The following is a 20,568-nucleotide window of genomic DNA, read 5'->3' as shown; positions in this document are numbered from 1 at the left end:
ACGCAAGAAATCAGCCGTCGGCGGCCGTTCAAAATTTACCATTCTCATGAATAGTCCCAGATGTTTAACACCTACCGGTATCTTGGCGGCTATAGTCCGAGCCGCGCTGGTGGACTCGGAAATATCTCGGCATGTGCGGTTTTAGCGGTTATTTCGGCACTGTCCGGGATGGGAGGGCGCTCCTTGAAAGGATGACGGCTGACATTGCGCATCGCGGCCCCGATGAGCAGGGGTTCTTCACCACAAAGGCGGCCGGCCTCGGCCATGCGCGGCTGTCCATCGTCGGCCTGGGGGACGGCCAGCAGCCCATGTCCGATGCGACGGGCGATCTGACGATCGCCTTCAACGGCGAGATCTTCAACTATGTGGAACTGCGCGAGCAGCTTCGCGCGAAAGGCCGCCATTTCCGGACAGCCAGCGACACCGAAGTGATCCTGCATCTCTATGACGAGATGGGGGAGGATTGCGTCTCCGCGCTCAATGGCGATTTCGCCTTTGCGCTCTGGGACGGCCGCCGCCGCCGCATGGTTCTGGCGCGCGACCGCATGGGGGTCCGGCCGCTCTTCTATACAAGGCAGGGCGAACGGCTTTACTTCGCCTCGGAGATCAAGGCGCTCCTCCAGGCCCCGGGCGTCGCGGCCGAGATTGATCCGGTCGCACTCGACCAGATCTTCACGCTCTGGGCTCCGATCGCGCCGCGCACGGCCTTCCGCAATATCTACGAGCTCGAACCCGCAAGCCTGATGATCGTGCAAGAGGGCAGCGTCTCGACGCGGCCCTACTGGAGTCTGGAGTATCCCGACCGGGACGCGCCGCCCCGGCACCGGGACGAGCGTGCCGCGGCCGAGGAACTGCGCGCCCTCCTGACGGAGGCGACCCGCATCCGCATGCGCGCCGATGTGCCAGTCGGCGCCTATCTCTCCGGCGGCCTCGATTCCTCCATCACATCGGCGCTGGCGGTGGGCATGGCGCCGGGAGGCCTCAGGACCTTCTCGGTCACCTTCGATAGCGCCGAACATGACGAGAGTCCCTTCCAGCTCGAGATGGCCCGTGCGCTCGGCACGCATCACAGCGCCGTCGCTTGCGGGGAAGGCGATATCGCCGCCGTCTTCCCTGACGTTATCCGCTTCACGGAGCGGCCGATCCTGCGCAGTGCCCCTGCCCCGCTCTACAAGCTCTCGAGCCTCGTGCGCGAGGCCGGCTTGAAAGTGGTGCTGACGGGCGAAGGCGCCGACGAAGTCTTTGCCGGCTACGATATTTTCAAGGAGGCCAGGGTTCGGCGCTTTTGCGGGAGACAGCCCGGCTCCCGCATCCGGCCGCATCTGTTCCGCAAGCTCTACCCCTATCTTCCGGGCCTGAGGCAGCAATCGGCCGAGTACCTGTTCTCCTTCTTCGGGGCTAGCGGCGCGGCGCTCGACGATCCGCTGTTCTCCCATCGGCCGAGGTTCGACGGCACGGCGGCGACGAAGCTGTTCTACTCGGGCGATCTGCGTGCCACATTGTCCGGATATGACGCCGCCGAGGAGCTCGCCGCGCGGCTACCCGAGGCGTTCGCCCGCTGGCATCCCTTGCATCAGGCGCAATATCTGGAAGCCCGCTTCCTTCTCCCCGGCTATATCCTGTCCAGCCAGGGCGACCGCATGGCGATGGCCCACGGCATCGAGGGCCGCTTTCCCTTCCTCGACCATCATCTGATCGAGTTTGCCGCCGGCCTTCCTCCCGAGATGAAGCTGAAGGGGCTCGTGGAGAAGCATATTCTCCGGGAGGCGACCAAAGACCTGCTGCCGGCCGCCATCGGCCGGCGGACCAAACAGCCCTATCGCGCACCGGACAGCCAGTCCTTCGTTGGGCCGGGCACGAGGGACTATGTCCAGTCGGCCCTGGGCGACGCCGCAGTCAGCGCCGGCGGGCTCTTCAATCCGAAGGCAGTGGCAAAACTACATGAGAAATGCAGCCGCCAGGCGGCCTCCGGCTTTCGCGACAACGCGGCCTTTGTCGGCATCCTGTCGACGCAGCTGTGGCTGACGACTTTCACCGGCACAGGCATTTGCAACGCAAAGGCCGCCTGACACCACCAAGGAAAGCGAACGACATGACCGATACGATCCGAGACGCAGTGAAGGCCTTTGTCATCGAGAACTTCCTGTTCGGCGACACCACCCACGCCCTCGCCGATACGGATTCGCTGATCGAGAACGGCATCATCGATTCGACCGGCGTTCTGGAACTGGTGGCCTTTATCGAGGACCATTGCGGAATCACAGTTGCGGACGCCGATATCGTGCCGGCCAACCTCGATTCACTGGCGCGCATCACGGCCTTCATCACAGCGAAGACCGCATCGCTCGTCGCAGCGTGACGGCTGGCCGCGGAAGGCCCGAGCTCATGCGGGTCGAGCAATTCCTCCTCACGAACGCGGCCGCGCATGGCGCGAAGACGGCGCTTGTCACCGACCGGAAGCGGTTGCGCTATGACGAGCTCGACGATCTGTCGAACCGGCTCGCGACCGCTCTCGCCGCGAATGGCGTGCAGCGCGGCGACCGCGTTCTCGTCTTCATGGACAATTGCTGGGAAGCCGCCGTCTCGATCTTCGCGGTTCTCAAGGCGGGCGCGACCTTCAGCCCGATCAACGCCTCCACCAAGGCCGACAAGCTCGCTTATGTCATCGACGATTGCGAGGCTGCGGCGATCCTGACCCAGGCCAAGCTGATGCCTGTCGTGATCCAGGCGCGTGCGCTGTCGGACCGGCCACTCTTCGTCGCGTCGACGCAAGCGCCAGCCAGCCATACGCCGGATGGCGCTGCCTCCTTCGAGGATTGTCTCAAGGTCGCGCCCGTGCCCGTTCGCCATGGCGGGATCGACATCGACCTCGCCATGCTGATCTACACCTCGGGCTCCACCGGCCGCCCCAAGGGCGTGATGATGACGCATCGCAATATCGATGCCGCGGCCGAATCCATCACGACCTATCTGCGCAACACCCGTGACGACATCATCCTCAATGTCCTGCCCCTGGCTTTCGACTACGGCCTCTATCAGCTGCTGATGGCGATGAAGCTCGGCGCGACCCTCGTCCTCGAAAAATCCTTCGCCTTTCCGCAGGCCATTTTCGAGCGCATCCGCGCCGAGAAGGTCACCGGTTTCCCGCTGGTGCCGACGATGGCGGCGCTGATCCTGCAGATGCGCGATTTGGCGCCGGGTTTCCTGCCGAGCCTGCGCTATATCTCGAACACCGCCGCCGCCCTGCCGCCGATGCATATCGCCCGGCTGCGCGAGCTGTTCCCCCGCGTGCGGCTCTATTCCATGTACGGTCTGACGGAGTGCAAGCGCTGCACCTACCTGCCCCCGGAGGAGCTGGACCGCCGGCCGGGTTCCGTCGGCATCGCTATTCCCAACACGGAAGCGATCGTCGTCGACGATGAGGGCAACCGCGTGCCACCGGGCGTGGCGGGCGAGTTGGTCATCCGCGGCCCGCATGTCATGCAGGGCTATTGGCGCAACGACGTGGCCACGGAGCAGATGCTGCGTCCCGGGCCGCATCCCTGGGAAAAGCGGCTCCACACCGGCGACCTGTTCCGGACGGACGAGGACGGCTTCCTCTATTTCGTTGGCCGTAAGGACGACATCATCAAGACGCGCGGCGAAAAGGTCGCCCCGAAGGAAGTCGAAACTGTGCTGCACGCCCATCCCGGCATCGTGGAAGCCGTGGTGACCGGCGTGCCGGATTCGGTGCTCGGCCACGCCATTGCCGCCCTCGTCGTTCTCTCGGACGAGACCCTGAGCGAACGGGACATCATTCGCTACTGCGCCGTTCATCTCGAGGATTTCATGGTGCCGAAGCTCATCGAGTTCCGCCGCGAGTTGCCGAAGACCGATACCGGGAAGGTTAGCCGAAGGCTGGCGGCCGAAACGTTGGGGACTGCAAAATGAACCTCTCCCTCGCCCCGAGCCGTTCCGCCTTCTCGGCCGACGCGCTGACGCTCGACAACGCTGCAGAAACCGACCGCATCGTCGCCGGGTTGCGCGTGCAGCTACGCGGCATGCGCAAGCGCGGGCTCGTGCTCGGCCTCTCTGGCGGCATCGATTCCAGCGTCTCGGTCGCGCTCGCCGCCCGCGCCCTCGGCGCGAAGAACGTCTTCTGCCTGTTCATGCCGGAAAGCGACTCCGATCCCGACAGCCTCCGCCTCGGCCGGCTGGCCGCCGAAACCTTCGGCGTCGAAGCGATCGTGGAGGATATCGGCCCGACGCTGCACGCGATGGGTTGTTATGAGCGGCGGGATGCCTTCATCCGCGAGTTGGTGCCGGAATACGGGCCGGGCTGGGCCTCAAAGATCGTCATCGCCAATTCGCTCGCCGGCGAGGGCTACAACATCTCCTCGCTGGTGGTGCAGGACCCCGAAGGCCGGCAAACGAAGCTGCGCATGTCGCCGGCGGTCTATCTCGGCATCGTCGCCGCCACCAGCATGAAGCAGCGCACGCGCAAACAGATCGAGTACTATCACGCCGACCGGCTGAATTTCGCCGTGCTCGGCACGCCGAACCGGCTCGAATACGACCAAGGCTTCTTCGTGAAGAATGGCGACGGCGCGGCTGACGTCAAACCGATCGCCCATCTCTACAAGAGCCAGGTCTATGCGCTTGCTGCCCATCTCGGCATTCCCGAGGAAATCTGCCGTAGGGCGCCGACGACCGACACCTATTCCCTGGAGCAGACGCAGGAAGAGTTCTACTTCTCCCTGCCCTATGACCGCATGGATATTTGCCTCTTCGGCCTGAATAACGGCCTTTCAGCCGTGGAGGTCGGCGACGCCGCGAAGCTGACTACGGTCGAGGTCGAACGCGTCTGGGCCGATATCGCCGCCAAGCGCCGGGCGACGCGCTATCTGCACCTTGGCCCGCAGCTCGTCCGCCCCGTCGCGGAAATCGCCTGCTGAGATCGGGGCGACCATCGGGATTATGTCGCCGCGCGCGCAATAACGGCCTATTCGAACCGCTCCCCGGCCAGGCGATTCCAGTGCTCGCCGGCCAGCCCGTTGAAGAAGCCTTGCGAGGTCAGGAACGCGTTCACCAGCTCCTCGTCGCGCGAATGCACCACGGTCGAGGCCGGTTGAATGAAGGCGACCCGCCGACCCAGCATCGCTGCCAGCAGGGCGGGTTGCGTCCGGCCGCGCAGGCCGGCGGCGCCGCGCCGCGCTGCATCGCCAATCAAGCAGTCGACGACGGAACCAGCTTGCCCCGGCAGGGCCAGAACCTGCAGCACGCGGGCCATCCTGCCCGGGCGGGTGTGATAGAGGAAGGCGCCGACCAGCGCCCCGCTAGGGGAGGAGACGGACGCGAACACGGCCTCGCCATAGTCCGGCTTCTGGGAAGCCTCCGCGAGGATATGCGCAAGCTGCTCCGCGCTCCAGTCGGGGCGAAGCGGGAACTGCCGCGTCAACGGGTCTAAAAGAGCCGCAAAACCGGAATGATCGATTTCGGCAACCTTGAGGCCGCCTTGGCCATTCCAGAATTCCGGGACCCCGGACCAGCGCATCTCGTTCTCCTGCATCCGTCCGCGAAGATAGCGATCGAGTCCGCGCGCGAGCGGGTCAAGCAAGCGCACGGCGTCGGCTCGCCGCGAGGCTAGATCGAGCAGGAAGGCCGAAGGCCGGATGACCCGGATCCAGTCCAGGCTGTATTGCGGCAGGGCAACCCCGCGCAGTTTCGTCCACATCTGCGTCGAGAGGGCATTTGCGGTTTCGCTGAGGGAGATGTCCTGGGGCCCGGCCAGGAATGTCCTGAGCAGCCTTGCGCCGGCCATCGGGTCGTTCGCCTGCGGTTCGACCATGAGCGAGCCACAGATGGCGGCGCGCAGTTTGCGCTGGCCATGCCTCATCGGCAGCACATTCACGCCGACAAAGCCTGAAATATCGCCTTCGCTCGCAATATGGACGAGAGACGCCATCTCGGGATCGCAGACCGGGCCTTCGAGATAGTGCCAGCGCAGATAAGTCTCGAGCGCCGGAGGCGGCGGCTTTCCACCGTCCCGGAAGGTTCTTTGAAAGAGCCCGGCGACGGCCGGAATATCCGCAGCCTGCAGGGGACGAATCTGGCTCATTCCAAACTCGCGGAGGGTGAGATCGCGGGCGCACCGTTCTCCAGCTTGCGGAGGAGTGCGACACGCGGCATTCCGATCTCATCCTTGGCGAATGTCACGGGTTCATAGGCCTTGGCTCTGGCTATCAGGGCAGCCACCTGGCGGTCCTGCCCCTGCCCGAACTCGAACAGCAGCCAGCCACCAGGCTTGAGGAAATCGATTGCGTCCCGGATCAGCCGCTGGTGGATCGAGATGCCGTAAGGCCCCCCGTCGAAGGCCTCGCGCGGCTCGCCCTCAAGCAGATGCGCGAGCTCGCCCTCGAGGCGCGCGGTCGAGATATAGGGCGGATTGCAGACAATCATGTCCGCCGCGCCGATAAGCCCATCGCGCTCCAGCGCACCGAACAGATCCCCTCTCCGGATGGTGACCCTGTCCTGGAGGGCCAAGCGTTCGGCATTGCTACGGGCGAGCGCGACCGTGCTGTCAGTCACGTCCACCCCCCAGACGCGGGCCGACGGAACTTCCGCCGCGATCGCCAGAGCAAGGTTGCCGGAGCCGCAGCACATGTCGATCACCATCGGCCGGGGCGCGCGATCGCGAAGAATGGCGAGAGCGCTCTGTCCGAGCAACTCTGTTTCCTGACGCGGCACGAGAACGCCCGGAGCCAGTTCGAGCATCACGCTCATGAAACGATGCAGGCGGGGCGTAGAACCGCCGGCTATGGCTGCTGCTCTGTGCGGCACGGCGGTTCCCTACGTCATTCGACGGTATTGCATACACAATGACCTATCGCGCTCCGGTAAACGGCTGCTAAAGATATCGCCGCCGATACTCCGCAGCGCGCGGCGCTGGTGCATTGAGCCTATAGCGGCTGAAGAACGACGGCTATCTCATCTAAACCCTCAAGAGGTACACGGGCGTCCTCGAACGAGCTCACAGATCTGAACCTGGCACCACGAAGCTCTCGATCCGGTCGACCCAAAAAACATGCGGCTGCTATCGTCCGATACATTGCGTCCCTGTCGTCCAAGCGTGGGCAACCTGATTGTCATGTGGTTCTCGGTTCGGTCCGGGTCGGATTGGTCGGATGACAAAGAGCTGCCCTCTTCGCCTCTAATTGCGAAGTGTCGAGGTCGCATCAACTCCATAGGCACATGGCATTGGATGCAAACCTTCGGGTTGGCCATGCTCGTCTCAAGCAAGCAAAACAACGCTTTTGATTGCTTCGACCAGTACCAAGACGGTCGTCTGGGCAATCGTTCAACAAGGAGAGGACACGTCATGAGACCAGGAGCTGTGCGCCTAGATGCGATCTCGGTGGACGCCCTCCATGCCGCAACGGGCGTCGCAATGACAAGCAAGCATAAGGCGGATGCGGCTGCCTCTGAAACAACTGCAGCCTGGAAGACGCCGCCCCTCGGTGCCCGAGGTATTCGTCCCCTCCCAGATATTTCGCATAAAAAGGGACCTAGACTATGAACCATGTTCCATTCAGCAATTCGCTGCGCGCTGAATGCATCTGCCGATGACGCAATGCTCGTAGCCGTGCCGCCTATGCTGCCCAGCGTTGCAACAGAAACGAAAATGCGCATCTCAGCCAATCGATACATCCATCATTGCTGATCGAGCAATGATAACTCTCAATTTTAGGAATTATCATCCTTTGAGAATGGCCGTACGTATTTGGCACACCGGCGACGACCGGCCATCATACAGCGGAGGAACTCATGTCCCGCATTGCCATTCCAACCGCGAAGCCGCCCCTGAAGCGCCAGGCGCCCTCCGACAGCGTCGCTGTATCGTGGCGACCCCGTCAGCGGGGTCGGGTTGGACGAAGCGCTGCCACATCTGCCGGTTTCCTCCGCCACCTCTGAGCGGCGAGGACACTTTGCGTCGAAGCGAAAATCAAGCAGCCGACAGGGCATGGGGCGTCCTACCATCTCAAGGAGGAGCCGATTTTCGTCCGAGGAGTTGACGCAGCCGTGTCGCCATTGCGCCCGCATCGCGACTGTGGAAGCCCACAGTGCGGCGTTTCGCGATTGCCCCCTCCCGATATCACAATTGAGGACCCATCATGAGCGAATGCAACCGAACGTTCTCAACGTCCGATAGACTCTCAATCGAAGCCCTGCAACCAGGCGTCGGCATATTGCAGCGTCAGAGTTCTCCTGCTGGGAAACAAAAGTCGCTCACGACCCTCGGCGGGGCAAAAGGCCCAGGCTCCCACCCAAATCAAATGCAAAGGCAGCGTAAACAGCCGGCACCGGGAACGCTACAGCCACATGCGAGTTGTACGAGCACATCCACCGGCGGAGCAAACATTATGGCCAAGCGTCAAGAGAAAGAGACAGACCTAATGCCCGCCGAGGCGACGGACCGCATCTGGGAACTGGCCAAGGAAATCGACGTCTGCATGTTCGTGACATGGGACGGCGAATACAATCGCGCCAGGCCGCTCTCTGCGCGCGTCTTCCGTGAGGAAAACGCTATCTACTTTCTCGTCAATGACGACAGTGCGAAGAACAAACAGCTGTCGAAATATCCGAAGATTACATTGGCCTGGAGTGACAGCAGCCACTACAAATATGTCACGATCTCGGGCTCAGCATCAGTGACAAATGACAGGAAAAAGATAGCCGAGCTCTGGGAAAAGACTGACGCGGCCTGGTGGGACAACGCTGACGATCCCGAAATTCGCCTGATAACGGTGAAACCGGACGAAGGCGAATTGTGGGACAGTCCGGGACTGGTCGTCGCTACAGCGAAAATGGTGTACGCGGCTGTGACCGGCACCAAACCGAACGTGGGCGATAACGCTAAGGTCGATCTCTGAAAGCCCCAGGCGAGAGCCAGGCCGCCCTGCATCATTGCCTGGAAAGCACTTCACCGGTCGCGCCGGCCGGTAGAAGTTGCACCGCTCTTCGTCCTGCTTGCGCATCCGGCAAAACCACGGACACCGATGGTTTCGGGGCAAATAGCGGCACAGGTGTCGTCTAAAATCAGGTTGCTGCCAGGTCTAGCGCAGCAAGCCCTCGTCCTCGAACACGTCCCATCCCTCCAAGTTTGATAGCGGCCCTTCATTCTTTGCCGTGTGTTTTGCACCCTTGCGCGCGTCAGCGCGGCCTTCATGGGCAGGTCTTCAATGCCACACCATCTCCAAGACGGGCGCCGCGCCGCCTGTTCTCGGCAACTTCCTGCGCATGCTGTTCTCTCCAGACGGTCGGTAGGTCGCGATCGAGCACGTCCTCGATGTGCGCGGGCGCTTCCGCGCGAGGCAGAGGATATCCTGACGATCCTTGCGCGCGAACGTCACAAATGGCTCAAGGACGGCCGGCTGCGAAGCGTCGGCATCCGTACAGTGGACTTTGCGAAAGCACCGCGCCGCGGACGACTTGTTTTTGGCCGGCGCTGTTTCATGCGGCCTGTCCTGTTTTCGTCTCGGGGTGATGCACGGCGTTTGGAAAGTTCCGCAACGCAACGAAGATGACCTGCACCCATGACGCTTGAGAAGCGCAATAGTTGCACCCAAGGTGGCCGCGAAACATGAGCGCGCATCTCGCACCGAGCGCGTCGCCTATAGCGCACGGGTGGCACGGGAACTTCGTCCTGACAATCCCGTTGTGCCTCGGAAATGAGGTCGTGCGCTTGCCTGAATTAACCCCAACCAACGAGTGCAAATCGTCCGGGCGTCGCGGCCCGCTCTCGCTTTCGGGGAGGGCCTGGCCCAGCGCGACTTGGTCGGTTGCGGCGGGGCTGGTTATTGCCGTCCTCATTCTTGCCTTCGGCGCGCTTGCGGAAGAAGTCCTGGAGGGCAACACCACCGCGTTCGATCTTGCCGTTCTGTCAGCCTTGCGCAGCGCAGCCGATCCCGCCAATCCAATTGGCCCACCGTGGCTTCACGAAGCCGCCCGGGATGTAACATCCATCGGCAGCGTGGTGTTTCTTGGATTTGTGCTGCTGGCAGGGGTCGGCTATCTGCTTCTGATCCATAAGCGGGCTCTCGCGATCTTGATGGCTGTGTCGGTGGTCGGCGGTGAATTGCTCAGCACGATCCTCAAGAAGAGCTTTGATCGGCCCAGGCCGGACATACCTCACGTCACACAAGTGTTCACGGCGAGCTTCCCGAGCGGACACGCCATGCTTTCAGCAATCACCTTCCTCACCGTTGGCGCCCTGCTTGCTCGTGCCAACGCCGACCCGCGCGTCAAGTCCTATTTCATGGGGCTCGCCGTCTTCCTGACGGTCGCCGTTGGCGTAAGCCGTGTCTATCTCGCGGTCCACTATCCCACGGATGTGCTCGCGGGATGGTGCGTCGGTTCCGGCTGGGCAATCCTGTGTTGGACGGCCGCGTCATGGTTTCAGCCAACCAGCGTCAATCAGGAGCTCGAGCCTTGAGGGCTTTGGCGCTCATCAACCAACGCGCGGGCGCTGCCGCGCGCAGCGGCGATATCGAAAAGCTCATCCGTGAGGGGTTCGCGAAACGCGGCATCGACGCCGATGTGAAGTTGGTCGCTGGGCGCCAGATTGGTGAGATCGCGCGGGGGTTCGTGGCTGAACGCCCGAGATCCGGAGATCGAAGAGTGTTGGTGGTGGGTGGTGGCGATGGCACGCTTGGGAGCGCGGCGTCGGCGCTTGCCGGGACGAATGTAGCGCTGGGCGTCCTGCCGCTAGGCACACTGAACCACTTCGCCAAGGATCTTGGCCTGCCGATCGATCTCGATGCGGCAATGGACGCGATCGCCGCGAACAATCCTGTGACCGTCGATGTCGCCGAGGTGAACGGACGCGTGTTTCTCAACAACTCATCGATTGGCATCTATCCCTTCTTTGTTGCGAAACGTTCTGCCGAGCAACGGCGTAGCGGGTTGGGCAAACTTGCAGCCATCGGTCCTGCTCTCGCAAGAACATTCAGGTTCGCATCCTGGCAGGCGGTCCACATTGCCGCTCAAGGTGAGCGCAAGAGACTGCGGACGCCCTGCGTGTTCGTCGGGAACAATTTCTACGACGTCGCTGACCTCGGCCGTCGCAAAAACCTGTCCTCAAAAGAGCTGTGCGTTTATGTCGTCAAACAGCAATCTTGGTTTGGGCTGGTGTTGATCCCATTGAAGGTCGCATTCGGTCTGATCGATTCAGCTCGCGACGTGGAATTGTATCGCACAAAAACACTGGAGATCACGTCGCATCGAACCACCATGCTGGTCTCGCTGGATGGCGAAGCCGTCCATATGAACATGCCCCTGAAATTCAGCATTCGCCCAGCGGCGCTGAAGGTTCTTTCGCCCGCCCAAGCGGGTTCGATCAGCGACCGCCCCTGACGCCGGAGCAATTTGGTGAGGACACTCGTCCATCTTTCGGATCTGCATTTCGGAAAAGCAGACAGCCAGCTTGTGAAGGCCATCGCTTCGGAGGTGCGCGCAATCGCTCCAGATTTGCTGGTCGTTTCCGGGGATCTGACGCAACGCGCCCGCAAACATGAATTCTTGCAGGCGCGAGCGTTCCTCGACTCCCTTCCTGGCCCGCGCCTTGTGGTTCCTGGCAACCATGATGTACCGCTCTGGAATGTCTTTGCCCGTGCCCTCGCGCCTCTGTCTCGGTACATGCGCTACATCGAGGCGGACACAGATCCGTTCTACGCCGATAGTGAAGTCGCTGTCGTCGGGATCAACACGGCCCGATCCCTGACAATCAAGGATGGCAGGATCAATCTCCGTCAGCTTGGGGCGGCGGCTGAAAAATTCGCACATTTGTCCGATGACATTACCCGGATAGTCGTCACCCATCATCCGTTCGAGGGACTGGATTTCGAAGCCGACGATGGCGTCGTCGGCCGGGCAAGTCTTGCAATGAACGCCTTCTCGCGTAGCGACGTCGACATCATATTGTCTGGCCATCAGCATGTTCATCGCGCCGGTTCGAGCGCCCGGCGTTACCTTATCGACGGCTATGCGGCATTGCTTATTCAGGCGGGAACGGCGGTGTCATCGCGACTTCGCCAGGCCGCAAATTCGTTCAACATTATTTGCATCGATCGTCCGGAAATATCCGTGGAATGTCGAGGCTGGCGGTCTCCGCAGGGCGGCTTCGAAACCTCGGCGAGATATTCCTTTCGGCATGGCCGAGACGGATGGCGCCTGCTTGATTAGCGCAGATCAACTTGGTTCCAGGGGGACAGTGCCCCTTACGTGAATTCACGTCGCCGTTCAGCCAGAACGCCGGCCCATGGGAAGACCAGCAAGCGGCTTTCGGCCGCTTCCGGAAAGCAGACACATGCCAGTACGACGACGGTGCGCAAATCTTTCGGCAGTATTCGGACCTCCTGCGACTGACCACGTATCCGTGGCCTGCGCCAGTTCCAGAAGATTTGGGTTTCGCTCCCGACACTCCCGCCTGTTTTTAATGCTCTACCTTCTCCCTCCTCCCTGGAAAGCAGCACGGAACGAGCGCAGCGCCATACGGGTGCAATGTCTGAGCTCTTAGCCTGGGTCGATGGATCAAAAACCTCTGTGGCGCATTTAAGCTTCGGCTAATAATGGCCCCAGGAGAGAACCAATGAAGAAGACGCTGCTCATTTTGAGTCTACTCATTCCGCTCGCGGCATGCTCCCGCACAGAACAGGGCGCTGCCGTCGGTGGCTTGGGTGGCGCAGCTATAGGCGCAGCAGTGGCGGGCGACCCGGTGCAGGGGGCGGTCGTTGGCGGCGCGGTCGGAGCACTAGCCGGGGCGGTCATCGGGCACGCCAGCGAAGCCGGCCAGTGCAGATACCGCGATCGGCATGGCCGAGTTTACGTTGCAAGGTGCCCGGACGGATACTGATCTCACGGCGCGTGGTCTTATCAGATCACGCGCCTTCTCGGGTAGGACAAGTGAATGGCACATAAGATTAAGACAATGCTGGGTTTCTTGTTTGCCGTCGTCAGCGCTGCCGCGACAAACGTCGAACTTACGACCGCGGTCTTGGCCTCGCCGATAGAAGCAAAGACGATTGCCGATCACTTCTCATCGGTAAAGTCGATGTCCGGGGACTTCGTCCAGTCGGGCCCAAGAGCGGAAACGACCAGCGGCCGATTTTTTCTGCAGCGGCCGGGCAGGATCAGGTTCAACTATGCAGGCCAATCAGGGGTCAGCGTCATCGCGGATGGAAAATCCTTGGTCGTCTATAACAAGAAGCTCAAGACTTCGCGGCTCTATGCCCTCTCGAAGACGCCGCTTAAGCTGCTGCTCGACAACCAGGTCGATTTCTCTGGCAATCGCCTCAAAAGCATCAAAGAAGACGGTGCTCAGGTTGTCGTTAAGCTGGCTGACAAGTCGGCCTTCGGCAATTCGAACATCAGCATGGTGTTTGACAGGAAGTCGCTCGATCTGCGCAGATGGAGCCTTACCGACTAAAAGGGCCTTACCACCACGGTCACTTTAACCAACGTGAAGCAGGGCGTCCCCGCTCCTGCGAACACCTTCACGATCGACTATGCAGCAAACCGTGAATTCAACACCACAACGAAATAGTCGGCGGCGCGTCGAACTGGCCGTCGAAGCAGGTCGAGGCGCTGAAATGATTAGGAATGGCTTCTCGACGAAGGATGGAAACGCCAGCGCTTTCCAGCGACGAGCGAAGAAACTCCCACAAGAGATTTCACTGGCTGACATCATTGCTCGTGCTCATCGCTTCCTAGTCTATGCGGGAGGGCCTCCGGCGTGCGTGTACTCGGCGATCAGGGCTCGACGCTGCTGCTTCACGAGTCACCCGGCTTCTTCGGCCGTGGTCGCAGACCGAGAACAAGTCGAGCACCCAGCCAAACGCAGGGTATGGCTTCGAGCGGAATCGAGATCGCGTACCAGGCCGGGCCAAGTTTTTCCCCGCCGATCATGTAATAGGCAATAACCCCGGCCATGCCTGCGAGGAAGCCAATCCCCGCCAGTATCCACGCATGGCGCATCGGCCGGTCGGGTGCCAATCGAGCAGTCGTATAGCCACCGGCGACGGTGAAGACCGCCCGGTAAGCCGAGGCCAAGGCGAACAGCGGAGCGGTCATGAGCTGGGGCCCGCTCGGAAATATGCCCACGGCCTGCATCACCGCGTCCATCGCAGTCGACGCGGCAGCCGTGACGACGAAGCCCGCAACTATGGCGCCTGCACTGGCGAGCCAAGGTTTCATTTGTGGACCGTGTTGCTTTGAGCCGCGAGCAGTGCGTCGAGTTTGCGCAGCTGGCTTTCGTGGCCGGCGCGGGCCCGTTCGGTCCAGATGTCGTCGTGCATGGCATCGAAGTAAATGGTGACCTTCACGCCATCGGCCGTGGACCGCAGATCAACGACCGTGGCCACTTCATATGGTGTTACGTCAGGCACAAAATCGGTCAACGTTTTGTAGGCCAACCGACCGGGCGGCGAGACTTCCGTGTAGGTGACCCGGCACTGCGTGGTGACAGCCATGCCGGCTTGCTTCATGAAGGCTATCTGTTGCGCCCCCGTGGCGGTCATCAGATAGACCAGCTCGCCGCCGGGCCTTAGGTCTAGCGAGCTGACGGTGACGTCGAACCCTTCTGGCCCCCACCAAGATTCGATACCCTCTTTTGTAGTCCATAGCGCCCAAGCTTCCTCTAACGAGGCGGTATAGGCGCGCTCGATCGAGAATTGAGCTCGTGCGTGTGTCGTGGTCATTGCGAATTCTCCTGGGGGCCTGGATCAATTGTGGTCCGTCGCTTCTCGAGTGCGACTCCGAACCGGTCGAGCCGCGCCTCCCACTGGCTGCGGTAGGCCGCGACCCAAGCATCAAGCTGGTCGAACGCTTCCTTACGCAGTGAGTAGAGCCGCTTCTGTCCATCCGGACGCATGCGCACGATCCCTGCCTCCGACAGTATGCGCAGGTGCCGAGAGACCCCGGACTGGTGGATGTCCATGCTCTCGACAATGTCGCCTACGGCGCACTCCCCCGACCTCATCGCATTGACGATGCGAAGCCGGGTTGGATCGGCAAGAGCGTGGAAAAGAGACAGTTGTGGATCCATGTATATACACAAACACACATATATCGAGAAGTCAAACATCGATTGCCAGCACGCGCACCACGGCAGCGATGGCATCGTCCAGCGCATATTGGCTGCGGTCTTCGGCGCAAAAATCGATAGCCTCAGTGCTGCGCAAGTTCGACCAGCTTCATGGCCGCGAACTCATCGCCACTCAAGTCCATGTGCCCGTCCCCCCGACGAATCCTGGATGTCGGCAGCGCCATTGGCGGCCCGGCGAGCGTCCTGACGCTGCACTTTGGCTGATGATTCTCAACGGGGTAGCGCATAATCTCTGCACCAAGCGGCGTCTTCTTCGGGTACCGGCGCGATGCAAAACCCCATTTCCGACGCAAGCCAGTGACCGCGCCTACATGGGGACAAGGCGCTAACAACCCCTAACGCGAAAGCCCGCTGCCTTTCGGCAGCGGGCCATGCGCCACGCTTGTTCATCAGACAGTGACTGTAGCTAGTTTGCGCCGCCGAGCTGCTTCGTCTTTGCGCAGTAGTTGTCATGCGACTTGGCGATAACGGTGTCGCCGCAGTCCTTGGTGATCGATGCGCGATCGTCATCGGTCAAGGCGAGCCAGGCCTTCTTGAACGCGTCATCCGACTGCATCGTCTTCATGCCGGAATCTGTGTAGAAGGGCTGCATCTTCGCCGGATCAGCGCCGACGTTCCGGTTGCTGCGCCGGCTAAAGCCGAGCCAGTCATCATTGCAAGGGCCATCGCGCCCATGGTGAGCATCTTGAAGTTCATGGAAAATTCCTCCGGTTGAGGCTGCCAGGACGGCAGCGTGTTGAGGCAACTTCGCTCTTCGAAAAAAGTTTCTCAGGCAGAATGAAAAAGCCCGCCCGGGTGGGGCAGCTGGCGAGGGTCTGGAGTGCTAGGGATCAACACAGCGGAGGATCAACGAGCGGCGGAGGGTTGGTGGCGGTGACGTGGTCATAGAAGCCACTCGCGTCCTGAAATTGTGTCGCTTTTATTCCGAGATGTTGCCCTTTTGCGAAGCTCGTCAGGGGAAGCGCCCACACGACGTCTCAGCCGGAACGCCGGCGCCGGAGAAGGCTCGCAAGCAATTTCCGCCCGCCCTTGCGTGGGATCAGATCAATATCGCTGACGAGCTTTGCGCCGCCCTTGCGCCGTTCAAGGGTGATCTTTCGGCTGTGGTAGGCTTCCAACTCGACCCGATGCGCGACACTGATGATGGTCACCTTTGGCAGCTCATGGATGATGGTCTCCATCATCGTGTCCTGACTCTTCGCATCGAGCGCTGCGGTCGCTTCATCCAGCACAACGATATCGGGCGCGTGCAGGAGCAGACGCGCAAATGCCAGGCGCTGCTTTTCGCCACCCGAGAGGGTCTGGTCCCAAGGCGCATCCTCCTCGATCCTGTCACCCAGATGCCCTAGGCCCACCTTGTCGAGGGCGGCCCCGATCTCTTTCACCGTCCATTTGTCGGCAGCACCGGGATAGGCGGCTGCCCGGCGAAGTGTCCCGGAGGGGATGTAGGGACGCTGCGGCAACATGAACATCTGCTTGTCCGGGTGGAAATTGACACTGCCACCGCCCCAAGGCCATAGGCCCGCGATCGCCCGCACCAGCGTGCTCTTGCCTGAACCGGATTCGCCGGCGACCAGCACCCGCTCACCCTGCCCGATCGCGACCTCGGTTTCCTCGACCACGGCCGTGCCGTCGTCAAGCGACACGGAGAGGTCATTCAGACTGAGCACCGATTTGCCGTCCGTCTTGCCTCGATTGATGCGTCCGAGTGCATCGCTTTGCTCCGCACGTTCGAGCCCATCGAGCGACATCATCAGCGAGGCAATGCGGCGCGCGGAAGCGTTCCAGTCAGCAAGGCGTGGGTAGTTGTCGACCAACCATCCGAACGCGCCTTGCACGATGGCAAAGGCGGACGCGGCTTGCATGACCTGTCCAAGCGACATGCTACCGTCAAGAAATTTCGGTGCGCAAAGCAGAACGGGCACAACGGGCGCAAACAGGCTTGATCCCTGCGAGACCAAAGCCGTGCGCATGTGCTGGCCTGTAAGGAGCGCCCATTGCTTAAGCGCATGGCCGAACCTGCGGTCGATGCCGCTGCGCTCCTCCTCCTCGCCGCCGAGCAAGGCGATGCTCTCGCCGTTTTCGCGCACCCGCGTCAGCGTGTAACGGAACTCGGCTTCCGCCTGGTTCTTCTCCTCGGAGAGTTCGACGAAATGACGGCCGATGAAGACCATCGAGGTGGAAGTGATGGCGGCATAGATCACCGCGGTGATGACCAGAAAGCCGGGAATGGTGATGCTCGACCCTCCAAGCGGCAAAGTCAGCGCGCCGCCGATCGTCCAGAGGACGACAATAAAGGTCGCCGCCGCCAAAAACGCGGAAATGACGCCAGCGACGAAATCGACAGGCGACTCCGTTGCAATCCGCAAGTCCTCGGCTATGCGGGCTTCGGGGTTCTGGTGGTCACCGCTGACAAGGTTCAATTGATAATAGCGCCCGTTGGTCAGCCAGCGCCCGATGACCGAAGTGGTCAGCCAGGAGCGCCAGCGGCGCTGCATGGTCATGCGAACGAATACCTGAGCAACAACAAGACCTGCGTTTCCGGCTACGAGCGGCAGAAAAACGATGCTGAGAAAATAGACGGTGTGGGCATCGCGCTTTTCAATGGCGTCGAAAATCGCTCGGTTCCAGACATTGATGCCATACTGGAAGCCAACATTAATGCCGATCATCGCCAAGAGTGCAATTGTGAATGGCCAGGCAAGCCTGTCGCCATTGCGGCTCCAGTAGGCGCGCGCGCTGATCCAGAAGCGCTTCAGCAGATATTTCCTGCGCGCCTGCTCGACCTGCTCGGGCGTCCATTCCGGTTTGGGTTCTATGGCTTCCGGTGGGGGTAGCGGGGCCTCTCCCACGACATCGGAAGCGCCTTCAACGGCAATCGACTCTCGCTGACGCGACTTCTGGGTGCCGCGTGGGTTGGCGTTCTTAGCCGTTTTCGGCTTGGATATGGCTTGGGACATTCGGCCGACAACGCGTTAGCAGTCAGAAGGTTTCGTGACGCCGAAAAGATGGTTCTTGCAAACAGCGTTGCACAGCTATCCAGCCGGCATCGCGTAACGTTTATCCGTCTCTAGCCCTGAAGGAGGACCCGTGTACGGCACCGGGACACTGTCAAGTTGGAACGAGTTGGAAGATGGCCAGCAGAACGACGAAGAGCGTTGCGACGATAGCGATACTCCATCTTAGGAGCCTTCTCGTCGCGCGCTGCTCTCGCTCATGAGATGCGTTGTCCGGCATAGTCGACCGAACATTCTCACTGCTTAAAGGTTCCGGACCATTTGGTGAAAGCCGCTATGCAGGGTTCCGGGGGCATTAATAAAGCCGTGTCGAGGAGGACCGGGACGTTCCTTTTATTCTGCAGAGCCATTGTCGGTGAAAGGCGATGCGCTGGGCACGCACTGCAAGGACCAGCCTGCCGGTGTCGGTTGTTTCTGATATTCTGTGATGGCGGCGGTGCATTGTTCCCGCTTGTCGAAGGTGCTGGGCAGCACGACCAGGCCACCTTGGGGGCCAGAGATCACCAGATACCAGATCAACACTGCGGTAGAAGCCATAGGAAATTCCTGCGCCCTTCGGCCTGCAATCATGCAAGCGAAGTCGATAAACGTTTTGCTAGTGGCAAAAGAAAGGCCAGGTCGCACAAATGGAAGACAAAGCGATCAATGCCGGCGCCGGCCGATTTCCGGACACGCTATTTGAAATCCCGCGTTGATCTGGTTGATGTACAGATAGGGGTCGATGCTGCTGCGCGTTCTTGGCCGCTTCGGCATTCCGCGCGGGTCCGGGGTCGGGCTCCTGTGATGGAATTCGTCGCGGGAAGGCTGCATAGGCGCGGCCAACGCTGGCCGACTCAGCTGAAAGATCACCCAGCGTTTGGATCCCGCGCGGGGCTCTGGCGGTGCGGGTGTTTTTGAGTCGATGGACAGGCGTATTCTTCGGGTCTCGCTTCGGCGGCGCTTCTCTGACTTTATCATGTCTGCTTCCCCCACGCCCGAAACTGGACCGCCGCTCGATGGCTCCTCGCGAAGGAAACAAAGTCCTCCCTTCGGCGTTGAAGCCCTGTCCGACACGGGAGCTTCCTATGGACCCGGCAACTGCTGCAGTGATGATCTTGCTTTCGTGCAAGCCGAGCGAGCCTTTCGTCTGCAAACCAATTGGTACGCCTCAGGCAGTGTACTCATCGCTTGACCAGTGCAGGACTTCATTGAAGCAAAGGCTTGCAAGCGGCCCCAGTGGTGAAATAATCGGCCGCTGCCGCCGCAATCGACGCGACGGTGACTGGCTCGCTCCCAACCGGTTACTCAAAAGTTATTGTCACCCGAGGCATCGGGAGCAACGGCGTCAGCAGTAGTTACATTGTGCCGCACAAGGATTAGAAAGCCAGCCACCGTGGGCAGCGGCCCAAGGCTTACCTAGGTCGGTGACAGGAATGCATGCCAGCGACCTCTTCCGCGAAGCCAGCGTCAACAGAATCCACCTCGCTCTCGTCATCACCTTCCCTCATCCCCTGCGCTTCGATAGCCCTTGCGGGCGAAGTTCGCGCGTCTCATGTCCGCGCGACATTGCGGTGTGACACTCGTCAAGGCCGGCAGTGACAGAATGCCGGCACGGCCCGGTTGCGGCTTTCTCCGAAGGACAAGGACCGCCTCCGTAGAAATGCCTTCGGTGCCGAGCGAAGAATATCCCTCAAAACCGCCGCCCGTTTCACGGCAGCGGCGGGTCGATCTAGCCTTTGCGCGGGATCTGCGCAGGAGGAAGCACCCGTCGCCACGCAATACCGGTCTTCGGGCAAAATGGCTCCTCAATTGGACAGGCGGAGCAGAGTTCGGTTTGAGCTTCGCCAGCGCCTTCAGCCGGCAGGATCAACCCGACTGCGGGCGAGCCGATCTTGGTTTTGATGACAGTTTCCAGGCGGCTGGAAAGGCCGAGCAGTGGCAGACGCTACCCTTGGCAAAAGGGATGGATTGGCATCAAGATAGACGGCTGGAATCAGCATTTGGGGAGGAAGCGTCATGCCTAAGGTTTCGGATCTTTTCTTTAAGACAGCTATTGTGTGGCTCATTTTGGGGATCGTGGCCGGCCTCCAGATGGCGATCTCAGGCGACCACGGCGCCTTTCCGGCCCATGCCCACATCAATCTTCTCGGCTGGGTCACAAGCGCTATCTTCGGCGGCTACTACGCCCTTAACCCGGCAAAGGCAGCGCGCAAAATCGCGATGATCCACTACGGCCTTTATAATGTCGGGCTGGTTGTGATGCTGCCGGCACTATATCTGATGCTGCAAGGCAATACCGCCCTTGAGCCGATCGTCGCTCTCGGTTCGCTAATCGTTGCTGCAGCCGTGTTGATGTTTGCGTTCGTCGTTTTCTCAAGCTCAAGCGTGCGTTTGGCGTCTGAATTTTCGTCTGCCACGCGCTGAGCCGACGGA

At 61.0% G+C, this 20,568-nt stretch carries 19 protein-coding genes and 1 pseudogene; 11 read left to right on the top strand and 9 right to left on the bottom strand.

Features of this window, described 5'->3' with window-relative positions:
- The first annotated feature begins 131 nt into the window (after nt 1–131).
- The 4 genes from asnB to nadE are packed head-to-tail and all read left to right on the top strand — an operon-like array spanning nt 132 to nt 4,934.
- Nucleotides 132–2,069, top strand: coding sequence for an asparagine synthase (glutamine-hydrolyzing) (gene asnB / locus ASD99_RS18495; RefSeq protein WP_057144527.1), 1,938 nt, complete (start codon nt 132–134; stop codon nt 2,067–2,069).
- 23 nt (nt 2,070–2,092) lie between these two features.
- On the top strand, nt 2,093–2,359 hold the full coding sequence (locus ASD99_RS18490; RefSeq protein WP_057144558.1) for an acyl carrier protein: 267 nt from the start codon (nt 2,093–2,095) through the stop codon (nt 2,357–2,359).
- A 26-nt stretch (nt 2,360–2,385) separates the two neighbouring features.
- Nucleotides 2,386–3,930 (top strand): class I adenylate-forming enzyme family protein, encoded by a 1,545-nt coding sequence (locus ASD99_RS18485; protein ID WP_057144557.1) that lies wholly within the window; start codon nt 2,386–2,388, stop codon nt 3,928–3,930.
- Complete coding sequence (nadE, locus tag ASD99_RS18480; RefSeq protein WP_057144526.1) at nt 3,927–4,934, top strand: NAD(+) synthase; 1,008 nt, start codon at nt 3,927–3,929, stop codon at nt 4,932–4,934. Before ASD99_RS18485 ends, nadE begins: the two co-directional genes overlap by 4 nt.
- A gap of 47 nt (nt 4,935–4,981) precedes the next feature.
- Here the strand turns inward: nadE and ASD99_RS18475 are convergent, their stop codons facing one another.
- Nucleotides 4,982–6,097 (bottom strand): hypothetical protein, encoded by a 1,116-nt coding sequence (locus tag ASD99_RS18475; RefSeq protein WP_057144525.1) that lies wholly within the window; start codon nt 6,095–6,097, stop codon nt 4,982–4,984.
- On the bottom strand, nt 6,094–6,762 hold the full coding sequence (locus ASD99_RS18470) for a N5-glutamine methyltransferase family protein (protein ID WP_244497805.1): 669 nt from the start codon (nt 6,760–6,762) through the stop codon (nt 6,094–6,096). The genes ASD99_RS18475 and ASD99_RS18470 overlap by 4 nt, the downstream gene beginning before the upstream one ends.
- A 1,637-nt stretch (nt 6,763–8,399) precedes the next feature.
- On the opposite strand from ASD99_RS18470, the gene ASD99_RS18465 reads away from it, so the two are divergent.
- The 6 genes and pseudogenes from ASD99_RS18465 to ASD99_RS18440 all read left to right on the top strand — a co-directional run bounded on the left by ASD99_RS18465 (nt 8,400) and on the right by ASD99_RS18440 (nt 13,579).
- Nucleotides 8,400–8,909 (top strand): pyridoxamine 5'-phosphate oxidase family protein, encoded by a 510-nt coding sequence (locus tag ASD99_RS18465; RefSeq protein ID WP_057144523.1) that lies wholly within the window; start codon nt 8,400–8,402, stop codon nt 8,907–8,909.
- 920 nt (nt 8,910–9,829) lie between these two features.
- Nucleotides 9,830–10,471, top strand: coding sequence for a phosphatase PAP2 family protein (locus ASD99_RS18460; protein WP_156389028.1), 642 nt, complete (start codon nt 9,830–9,832; stop codon nt 10,469–10,471).
- Complete coding sequence (locus ASD99_RS18455; RefSeq protein WP_244497803.1) at nt 10,429–11,391, top strand: diacylglycerol/lipid kinase family protein; 963 nt, start codon at nt 10,429–10,431, stop codon at nt 11,389–11,391. The genes ASD99_RS18460 and ASD99_RS18455 overlap by 43 nt, the downstream gene beginning before the upstream one ends.
- A gap of 15 nt (nt 11,392–11,406) precedes the next feature.
- Entirely contained in the window at nt 11,407–12,219 is an 813-nt protein-coding gene (locus ASD99_RS18450; protein WP_057144521.1) for a metallophosphoesterase family protein, read from the top strand.
- 406 nt (nt 12,220–12,625) lie between these two features.
- Nucleotides 12,626–12,889, top strand: coding sequence for a YMGG-like glycine zipper-containing protein (locus ASD99_RS18445; protein ID WP_057144520.1), 264 nt, complete (start codon nt 12,626–12,628; stop codon nt 12,887–12,889).
- A gap of 54 nt (nt 12,890–12,943) precedes the next feature.
- Nucleotides 12,944–13,579 (top strand): annotated as a pseudogene (locus ASD99_RS18440) (outer-membrane lipoprotein carrier protein LolA).
- 227 nt (nt 13,580–13,806) lie between these two features.
- Here the strand turns inward: ASD99_RS18440 and ASD99_RS18435 are convergent.
- From ASD99_RS18435 to ASD99_RS18410, 7 genes are all read right to left on the bottom strand, one after another.
- Nucleotides 13,807–14,229, bottom strand: a complete 423-nt coding sequence (locus ASD99_RS18435) for a hypothetical protein (protein WP_057144519.1) — start codon at nt 14,227–14,229, stop codon at nt 13,807–13,809.
- Nucleotides 14,226–14,732, bottom strand: a complete 507-nt coding sequence (locus ASD99_RS18430; RefSeq protein WP_057144518.1) for an SRPBCC family protein — start codon at nt 14,730–14,732, stop codon at nt 14,226–14,228. Before ASD99_RS18430 ends, ASD99_RS18435 begins: the two co-directional genes overlap by 4 nt.
- On the bottom strand, nt 14,729–15,079 hold the full coding sequence (locus tag ASD99_RS18425) for an ArsR/SmtB family transcription factor (RefSeq protein WP_057144555.1): 351 nt from the start codon (nt 15,077–15,079) through the stop codon (nt 14,729–14,731). Before ASD99_RS18425 ends, ASD99_RS18430 begins: the two co-directional genes overlap by 4 nt.
- 466 nt (nt 15,080–15,545) lie before the next feature.
- A complete protein-coding gene (locus tag ASD99_RS35495) occupies nt 15,546–15,704 on the bottom strand; it encodes a hypothetical protein (protein ID WP_413813943.1) in 159 nt (52 codons plus the stop codon).
- Entirely contained in the window at nt 15,701–15,835 is a 135-nt protein-coding gene (locus ASD99_RS35490; protein WP_413813942.1) for a hypothetical protein, read from the bottom strand. The genes ASD99_RS35495 and ASD99_RS35490 overlap by 4 nt, the downstream gene beginning before the upstream one ends.
- A 281-nt stretch (nt 15,836–16,116) precedes the next feature.
- The gene (locus tag ASD99_RS18415; protein WP_057144517.1) at nt 16,117–18,099 is read right to left on the bottom strand and encodes an ABC transporter ATP-binding protein/permease; all 1,983 of its coding nucleotides are present in this window, start codon (nt 18,097–18,099) and stop codon (nt 16,117–16,119) included.
- Nucleotides 18,100–18,489: 390 nt separating this feature from the next.
- Entirely contained in the window at nt 18,490–18,693 is a 204-nt protein-coding gene (locus tag ASD99_RS18410) for a hypothetical protein (protein ID WP_057144516.1), read from the bottom strand.
- Between the two features lie 1,458 nt (nt 18,694–20,151).
- Here ASD99_RS18410 and ASD99_RS18405 point away from each other — a divergent pair.
- A complete protein-coding gene (locus ASD99_RS18405) occupies nt 20,152–20,559 on the top strand; it encodes a hypothetical protein (RefSeq protein ID WP_057144515.1) in 408 nt (135 codons plus the stop codon).
- The last annotated feature ends 9 nt before the right edge of the window (nt 20,560–20,568 follow it).

It is taken from the genome of Mesorhizobium sp. Root695, from assembly GCF_001428185.1.
Lineage (GTDB): Bacteria > Pseudomonadota > Alphaproteobacteria > Rhizobiales > Rhizobiaceae > Mesorhizobium.
The sequence above is the reverse complement of the archived record's forward strand: the minus strand, read 5'-3'. Positions and strand labels throughout refer to the sequence as shown.

What these genes read in the sequence shown, in the direction of transcription:
- asnB (WP_057144527.1), top strand. Translation starts at nt 132, where the DNA reads ATGTGCGGTTTTAGCGGTTATTTCGGCACTGTCCGGGATGGGAGGGCG.
- ASD99_RS18490 (WP_057144558.1), top strand. Translation starts at nt 2,093, where the DNA reads ATGACCGATACGATCCGAGACGCAGTGAAGGCCTTTGTCATCGAGAAC.
- ASD99_RS18485 (WP_057144557.1), top strand. Translation starts at nt 2,386, where the DNA reads ATGCGGGTCGAGCAATTCCTCCTCACGAACGCGGCCGCGCATGGCGCG.
- nadE (WP_057144526.1), top strand. Translation starts at nt 3,927, where the DNA reads ATGAACCTCTCCCTCGCCCCGAGCCGTTCCGCCTTCTCGGCCGACGCG.
- ASD99_RS18475 (WP_057144525.1), bottom strand. Translation starts at nt 6,097, where the DNA reads ATGAGCCAGATTCGTCCCCTGCAGGCTGCGGATATTCCGGCCGTCGCC.
- ASD99_RS18470 (WP_244497805.1), bottom strand. Translation starts at nt 6,762, where the DNA reads ATGAGCGTGATGCTCGAACTGGCTCCGGGCGTTCTCGTGCCGCGTCAG.
- ASD99_RS18465 (WP_057144523.1), top strand. Translation starts at nt 8,400, where the DNA reads ATGGCCAAGCGTCAAGAGAAAGAGACAGACCTAATGCCCGCCGAGGCG.
- ASD99_RS18455 (WP_244497803.1), top strand. Translation starts at nt 10,429, where the DNA reads ATGGTTTCAGCCAACCAGCGTCAATCAGGAGCTCGAGCCTTGAGGGCT.
- ASD99_RS18445 (WP_057144520.1), top strand. Translation starts at nt 12,626, where the DNA reads ATGAAGAAGACGCTGCTCATTTTGAGTCTACTCATTCCGCTCGCGGCA.
- ASD99_RS18435 (WP_057144519.1), bottom strand. Translation starts at nt 14,229, where the DNA reads ATGAAACCTTGGCTCGCCAGTGCAGGCGCCATAGTTGCGGGCTTCGTC.
- ASD99_RS18430 (WP_057144518.1), bottom strand. Translation starts at nt 14,732, where the DNA reads ATGACCACGACACACGCACGAGCTCAATTCTCGATCGAGCGCGCCTAT.
- ASD99_RS18425 (WP_057144555.1), bottom strand. Translation starts at nt 15,079, where the DNA reads ATGGATCCACAACTGTCTCTTTTCCACGCTCTTGCCGATCCAACCCGG.
- ASD99_RS35495 (WP_413813943.1), bottom strand. Translation starts at nt 15,704, where the DNA reads ATGAAGACGATGCAGTCGGATGACGCGTTCAAGAAGGCCTGGCTCGCC.
- ASD99_RS35490 (WP_413813942.1), bottom strand. Translation starts at nt 15,835, where the DNA reads ATGAACTTCAAGATGCTCACCATGGGCGCGATGGCCCTTGCAATGATG.
- ASD99_RS18415 (WP_057144517.1), bottom strand. Translation starts at nt 18,099, where the DNA reads ATGTCCCAAGCCATATCCAAGCCGAAAACGGCTAAGAACGCCAACCCA.
- ASD99_RS18410 (WP_057144516.1), bottom strand. Translation starts at nt 18,693, where the DNA reads ATGGCTTCTACCGCAGTGTTGATCTGGTATCTGGTGATCTCTGGCCCC.
- ASD99_RS18405 (WP_057144515.1), top strand. Translation starts at nt 20,152, where the DNA reads ATGCCTAAGGTTTCGGATCTTTTCTTTAAGACAGCTATTGTGTGGCTC.